General features: G+C 69.0%; 6 protein-coding genes. 3 read left to right on the plus strand and 3 right to left on the minus strand.

Annotation, left to right across the window (positions count from 1 at the left end; translation table 11 throughout):
- Positions 1 to 228: 228 nt before the first annotated feature.
- On the minus strand, positions 229 to 1,110 hold the full coding sequence (locus FJV41_RS47230; protein ID WP_141649195.1) for a GspE/PulE/PilB domain-containing protein: 882 nt from the start codon (positions 1,108 to 1,110) through the stop codon (positions 229 to 231).
- A gap of 73 nt (positions 1,111 to 1,183) precedes the next feature.
- Positions 1,184 to 1,552, minus strand: a complete 369-nt coding sequence (locus tag FJV41_RS47235; protein ID WP_141649196.1) for a Spx/MgsR family RNA polymerase-binding regulatory protein — start codon at positions 1,550 to 1,552, stop codon at positions 1,184 to 1,186.
- 106 nt (positions 1,553 to 1,658) lie between these two features.
- On the opposite strand from FJV41_RS47235, the gene FJV41_RS47240 reads away from it, so the two are divergent.
- On the plus strand, positions 1,659 to 2,885 hold the full coding sequence (locus FJV41_RS47240; protein ID WP_246137870.1) for a right-handed parallel beta-helix repeat-containing protein: 1,227 nt from the start codon (positions 1,659 to 1,661) through the stop codon (positions 2,883 to 2,885).
- Positions 2,886 to 2,902: 17 nt separating this feature from the next.
- Here the strand turns inward: FJV41_RS47240 and FJV41_RS47245 are convergent, their stop codons facing one another.
- Positions 2,903 to 3,793 (minus strand): LysR family transcriptional regulator, encoded by an 891-nt coding sequence (locus FJV41_RS47245; RefSeq protein WP_246137871.1) that lies wholly within the window; start codon positions 3,791 to 3,793, stop codon positions 2,903 to 2,905.
- Between the two features lie 129 nt (positions 3,794 to 3,922).
- Between FJV41_RS47245 and FJV41_RS47250 the strand changes: the two genes are divergently transcribed.
- A complete protein-coding gene (locus FJV41_RS47250; RefSeq protein ID WP_141649199.1) occupies positions 3,923 to 4,678 on the plus strand; it encodes an outer membrane beta-barrel protein in 756 nt (251 codons plus the stop codon).
- A gap of 176 nt (positions 4,679 to 4,854) precedes the next feature.
- The gene (locus FJV41_RS47255; protein WP_141649200.1) at positions 4,855 to 6,141 is read left to right on the plus strand and encodes an SBBP repeat-containing protein; all 1,287 of its coding nucleotides are present in this window, start codon (positions 4,855 to 4,857) and stop codon (positions 6,139 to 6,141) included.
- Positions 6,142 to 6,526: the final 385 nt, after the last annotated feature.

Consider the following 6,526-nt stretch of genomic DNA (forward strand, 5'->3'; position numbering starts at 1 on the left):
GGCGGTAGGCAATGCGCGGGGGGGACATGAAGGGCTCCGTCTGGATTTCCGCGACGCCCGAAGTGGCGCCATGTGCCTTCATTCTCTGAAACCCCCGCTACGAGTTTCCTCGCATCCTTCATTTTTTGAGAATCCGTCCGAGGCTCCGCCCGGACGTGGAGTCGACTCACACGGAAGGTGAAGTCCGCTGCCGGGCCTGGGGCGCGGAATACCCATGCCCGGCTCTCTTCAATGAGAGTGGTGGGAGGAGCCCGGCTCGCCGCCGGACAGGGGCGAGGGGCCACCGGGGCGCAGCCGCCGCACGGCGCGCAGAAGGAGCTGCTCGTCGCGGGGGTTGGCGAGGAAGCCGCGGGCGCCGAGCTTGCGGGCCCGCTCGAAGCCCTCGTCGTCGGAGCTGCCGTGGACGATGAGGGCGCCTTCGATGTGGACCTCACCGGCCAGCAGTCCCTCCATGGCCTGGATGGGCGCGAGCACCACGTCGCCGGGGCCCGTGTGCAGGACGTCCAGGGGCGTGGCGACGCGGGCCTGGTGTCCGTGGCGCGCCAACTGGCGGGAGATGAGGACGGCGGTGACGGGGGGCCAGCCATAGAGCAACAGAGGGCCCCCCGGGGCAGGCGCGGGGGTGGCGGCGGGCTCCGCGGGCTCCTCGATGCCGTACAGCTCCGACAGGGCGCGGGTGATGGCGGTGTCGGAGGCCACGTGCGCCTCGACGCGCGGCTTGCCGGTGATGGCGCGCACGGCGTCGACAGCTTCCAACGAGACGGGCGCGGGCAGGGCGATGTGGAGGACCTCGCGCTCGCCCTGCTCCAGCGGCACCAGCTCCACGCGCAGGGGCACGGCGCGGTGCTGCCGCGCGATGCGAGCGGGGAGGAGGTCCGCCATTCCGCGCTCGGGAGGCGTCAGGTCCAGGTCCACGGCCTCCACGCCGAGCTGGGCCGCGAGGCCGCGCAGCACATCCGCTTCCGAGCACACGCCCTCACGCACCAGCGCGCGTCCCAATGGGACGTGTGTCTCATGGTGGTGGACCAGTCCAACCCGGAGCTGGGCGCGGTTGAGCACTCCCATCTCCAGGAGGATTTCCCCGAGCGGACGCCTGGTACTGGATTCCATACACAGCAATCTTCACGCGGCAGCGCGCTTCGCGAGGCTCGAGCGCGGGTGCGCTTGCCCGCCCGCCCGGCCTTCAGCCTCGCGAGGGGAACACGCGCGCCCAGCTCTCCGGCTGGAAGCCCACGAGGACGGCGGTGGGCGTGACGAGCACGGGCCGCTTGACGAGCTTCCCGTCGGCGGCGAGCCACGCGTGCAGCTCCGCGTCACTCGCCGCGTCGACCTTGGCCTTGCCGAGCGCGCGGTAGCTCAGCCCGCTGGTGTTGAGCCACTTCCGGACGGACACACCGCTACGGGGTATCCACTGCGCCAGCTCCGCGACAGTGGGCGGACTGTCGACGATGGGACGCACACGGTGGGACACGCCCTGGGCTTCCAGCCACTTCAGCGCCTTCTTGCAGGTGGAACAGCCCGAGTAGGAGAGGACAAGGACCTCGTTCGACATGGCGCGCGCTTCTAGCAGCCCGGGCGCGGTTTGCGAGCGGCCACGACGCCGTGCTAGCGCGCCGGGTATGGACACGTCCGCCTCCGAGTGTACGAAGCGCTTCCTCATGACGGTGCTGACCCTGGGGGTGCTCGCCACCGCCTGCTCGTCGACGCCGGAGAAGCCCGGAGTCGTCCCCGAGCCGGACGGCGGCACGTCGGGAGGAGGGGACGGAGGGCCCATCATCGAGGTGCCCGAGGACGGTGGGACGATTGTCACCGGCACCTTGTCCGGGACGCTGACGGAGGCGGGCTCTCCGTACCGCGTGCTCGGCGACGCGCAGGGTGTCGTCACCATCCCCAAGGGGCAGGTCCTCACGGTGCAGCCCGGCGTCATCCTCGACTTCAAGGGGCGCCCCGAGGTGACGGAGGCCGACGTGGAGTCAGGCGCGGCCGACAGCGTGATGAACCACCATGACGGACGCGTGGAGGTGCGCGTGTACGGCGGCATCCAGGTACGTGGCACGGCGGACAAGCCCGTGCTGCTCACCTCCACCAACCGCTACGGCTGGTGGGGGATGAACTTCTTCGGTGAGAACTCCGTGGGCGACGGAGACCCCGTCTTCGAGCACATGGTCTTCGAGAAGGTCCGCAAGAATGACTACAACGGCAACCGCGACAAGACGCGCGGCGCGCTGTGGGCCTACTACCCGGGGCCGGTGATGATTCGGCACTCGGTGTTCCGCGACAACATGGCGTCGGCCAAGTGTGGCGCGCTGGACTTGATGTTCACCGTGGGCTCGCGCGTGGAGGACACGCTGTTCGAGGGCAACCGCACGTCGGACATCGACCGCTTCGCGCAAGCAGGCACGTCGTCCATGGCGGGCGGCGGAGCGATGTGCGTGACACACGGGCGCGACTCCGTGGTGCGAGGCAACACCTTCCGCGACAACGGCCTGGAGGCGTTCCGGGGCGCCGTCACCAGCTCGCTCGAGCCGCGCCCCATCCTCGCGTGGCCCAACTCCCAGAACACCTATGACCTGGGCGGAGGCGGCGTGCTGCACTACTTCCAGCCGAACAATGACCTGGTCGAGGACAACCTCTTCGAAGGCAACTTCGTGACGCAGGGCCCGGCCGCGGCCATCTACCTGGAGGACATGGGCACGCGCGCCCTCACGCTGCGCGGCAATCGCTTCCTGGAGAACCGCTCGGGCGCGGGCGGCGTGGTGGTGTGCAACCGGGGCAGCGGCGCGGTGGAGCTGGTGGTGGCCGCCGACAACGTCTTCACCGGCAATACCGCCAACGGGCGTCCGGCGCCGAACGTGTCGGGGGACTGCACCACGGCGGCGCAATAGCCGCGTGTCCCCTCACGTCACTGGGGAGGCTCCGTCCCGGTGAGTGTCTTCACCACGCGGCGGGCGGCGCGGCCCAGCCTCACGCCCGCGCGGTGGTGGAGCTTGGGCAGGAAGGCGTGGGTGGAGCCGCTCGAGGGCTTCAGGAGCTTGAGCTCGCCCCGGCGCAGCTCGCGCGAGGCCAGGTGCTCGGGCAGCCACCCGTAGCCCAGGCCTTCCAGAATCGCCGCCTTCTTCGCCGCGAAGTCGTTGAGGTGCACCGTGGAGCGCATCTCCAGGGAGACGGTGCTGAGCTGGAGCCGGGGGTCGGAGCCGCGCACGGTGAGCAGCAGGTGCTCCGACAGCTCCTCTTCCTGGAGCGTCCCGCGCCTGCGCCGTGCCAGCGGATGGGAGCGGTGGGCCACCAGCAGCGCCTTCAGCTCTGGCAGCGCATAGCTGCGCAGGCCTGGTAGCGAGGGCGGAAGCACGGACACCATGAGGTCCGCCTCGTCCCGCACGAAGGCCGCTTCCACCCCGGCCAGGAACTCCGACGACACATGGAAGCGCGTGCCGGCGCCCTCGGCCCGCAGCGCCTTCACCACGCGCAACAGGGGCTCGGCCGGGAAGACGCCGTCGAAGACGATGCGCAGCGTGGGCTCCCAGCCCGCGCGAATCTCCGCGCACGTCGCCTCCAGCTCCCGCTCCGCCGCGAGCAGCTTGCGACAGTGCTCCAGCACGCGCTCTCCCGCGGGCGTCAGCCGCGTCCGATAGCCGCGCCTGTCGAGCAGCTCCAGCTCCGTCTGTCCCTCCAGCGTGCGCAGGGTGTAGAGCACCGCCGTGTGCCCCTTTCCCAGCGCCTGCGCCGCGGCGGCGAACGTGCCGTGTCGGGCGAGGGCGTCCAGCGCACGGGCCTGCTCCAAGGTGACGTTCATCGCCCGCATTGTGCACGCCCCTGACAGTCAGCGCTGACCCACCGTCACAACTGCAACTGTGACGCAGTGCGGCTTACTTGTGTGATGGGTGCTGTTCTAGAGTCAACGCTCCACTCGACGGAGGGGTTTATGACGGGAAGGCTGAGTTGGGCCCTGGCAGCGGCGATCGCATTGGGTTCCGCGGGCGCGAGCGCTCAGGAAGTCGCGACGTACAGCGCGCCGACGGGACTGGAAGTCACGGTCGGCCTCGGGTTTCAGGCGGGAGCGGGTTACGTCTACAAGAACGGTGCACGGTTGGACCGCACCGTGGGTGATGTGAAGTTGAGCGACGCCGCGAACGGCGCAGTGCCCTTCCTGGTGGAGGTGGGCTACCGCGTGACGCCGAACTGGTTCGTCGGCGCGTACGGCAGCTACTCGTACATCCTCACCAAGGAGAATCCGTACTCCTGCTTCGAGGGTTGGGAGTGCGCGGCCTCGCAGCTGCGCTTCGGTCCTCAGGTGCAGTATCACTTCTCGCCCACGGCCTCGTTCGACCCCTTCGTCGGCGTTGGCTTCGGCATGGTGCTCCTGAACAACGAGAACTCCGGCCCCACGCAGGTTCAGGTGGGACCTGGGGCGCCCGTCACGGCGAACCTGAAGCTGAAGAGCCAGACGCGTGGTCCCGAGTTCGTGAACGTCACCGTCGGCGGCAAGTGGCGCCTGGGGCACTCGCTGTCCTTCGGCCCCTACCTCACCGGCACCTACGCGCGTTACACGACGCGCTCGGGTGACACCACGCTGGCGCTGCCCGCCCCGCTGCCCACCACGACGACGCCGCTGGGCCCCGCCGAGGACGGTCCGTACGGTCTCATCATGCTGGGCATCCGAGGCAGCTGGAACATCTGAACCGTTGAGCTGTTGAACCGGGGGTCTGCTTCGGGCTGACCCCTGGTGTGACGCGGAGTGCCCAACGCTCCGCGTCGCCCCTTCCTCGAGGAAGAGGGCGGTCCTTCCGAGATGATTCAGGCCCGGCAGACGCGTCAGAGTACGGGCGGAGTCGTTCATCTCGATAGGAGTCGCCCATGATTCGGAAGTGGTGGAGTGGCGCGTGTGGTGTCGCGAGCGCGGTGGCCATCCTGGGAGCACTGCCCGCGAGTGCCCAAGCCCTGACGCCGCCTGACTGGCAACGACAGCTGGGAAGTACCGCGGACGAGCTGGCGCTGGCCGTCACCTCCGTGGGCGACGCCGTCTACATGGCGGGCCACACCGGCGGACAGCTCGGCTCCGAGGTGTCGTCGGGCGGTCAGGACCTCTTCGTTTCGAAGCACGGCGTGGACGGCACGCTTCGCTGGGTGCGGCAGCTGGGCACGGCGATGAATGACCGGGCGATATCGGTGACGGCGGACCTGGCGGGCAACGTCTACGTCGCGGGCTACACGTGGGGCAGCTTCCTTCCGTACGTCAACGCGGGTGGCACGGACTTCTTCGTGCTGAAGCTCGACGCGAAGGGCGCGCTGGAATGGGTGCAGCAGTTCGGCACGGAGACGGACGACTTCGCCACCGGCATCGCCGTCACGCGCCGCGCGGGACAGGACGGCCTCTTCGTCGCGGGCTATTCGCTGGGGCGCATCGACGGGACTCCCACGCCGGGCAACTACGACGTGGTGGTGGCCAAGTTCGACACGGGTGGCAACCCGTACTGGATGCGGCAGTTTGGCTCGGCGCGGAGCGACATTGCCCTGGGTGTGGCGGTGAGCCCGCGCGAGGACATCTACGTCGCGGGGTACACGCAGGGCAGCCTCGACGGTGTCACGGCGACGGGAAACACGGTGGACCTGTTCCTGGCGAAGTATGACGTGCTCGGTAAGGCGCAGTGGGTACGTCAGCTGGGCTCGGCGAGTGACGAGTACGGCACGGGGGTCGCCGTGGATGAAGACGGCGCGGCCTATGTGTCTGGCTACACCTTCGGTGCGCTCGACGGGAACGTCCGAGTGGGCACGTACGACGCGGTGCTGGTGAAGTATGACGAGGCGGGCACGCGGCAGTGGACGCGGCAGCCTGGTACGACGACCACGGACTATGGGCAAGGCGTCGCGGTGGGTGTGGATGGCACCGTGCACCTGGTGGGGCACACGTCGGGCGCGCTGGATGGCAACGTGTCACTGGGTGGCAGTGACGTGTTCCTGTCCACGTACGACAAAGCGGGCAACCCGCTTGGCACGCGTCAGGTGGGCTCCAGCACGTCGGACCGCGGGCAGGCCGTGGCCGTCGGTGACGATGGAGCGGCGTACGCGGTGGGCTACACCTGGGGCGCTCTGCCCGGGAGCGACAGAGCGGGTGGCTACGACGCCATCCTCTTTCGCTTCTGAGTGAGGCCGAGCCGGCGAACTCTCGCCGGGGCGGGTGTCGCGAAGCAGGTGCGCGGCACCTGCTTGCTTCGAGGCGGAGGACCTTCGAGCCCTCATACCTTCGAGCCCTCATACCTTCGAGCCCTCATGATGTGCGGGGGGCGCGAAGCAGGTGCGCGGCGCCTGTTTGCATCGAGGCGAAGGACTTTCGAGACTTCATGGTGAGCGGGTGTCGCGAAGCAGGTTCGCGGCACCTGCTTGCATCGAGGAGAAGACTTTAGAGGACCTAACAAAAGTCAGGGCTGGGGTGGCCACGAACGAAGGGCATCCCCAGCTTGAGTGCATGGTCCGCGAACTCGTTCCCGACGCCTTCTGGCAGCGTGTGGCGCCGCTGCTGCCCCGGCCA

The organism is Myxococcus llanfairpwllgwyngyllgogerychwyrndrobwllllantysiliogogogochensis, assembly GCF_006636215.1.
Lineage (GTDB): Bacteria > Myxococcota > Myxococcia > Myxococcales > Myxococcaceae > Myxococcus > Myxococcus llanfairpwllgwyngyllgogerychwyrndrobwllllantysiliogogogochensis.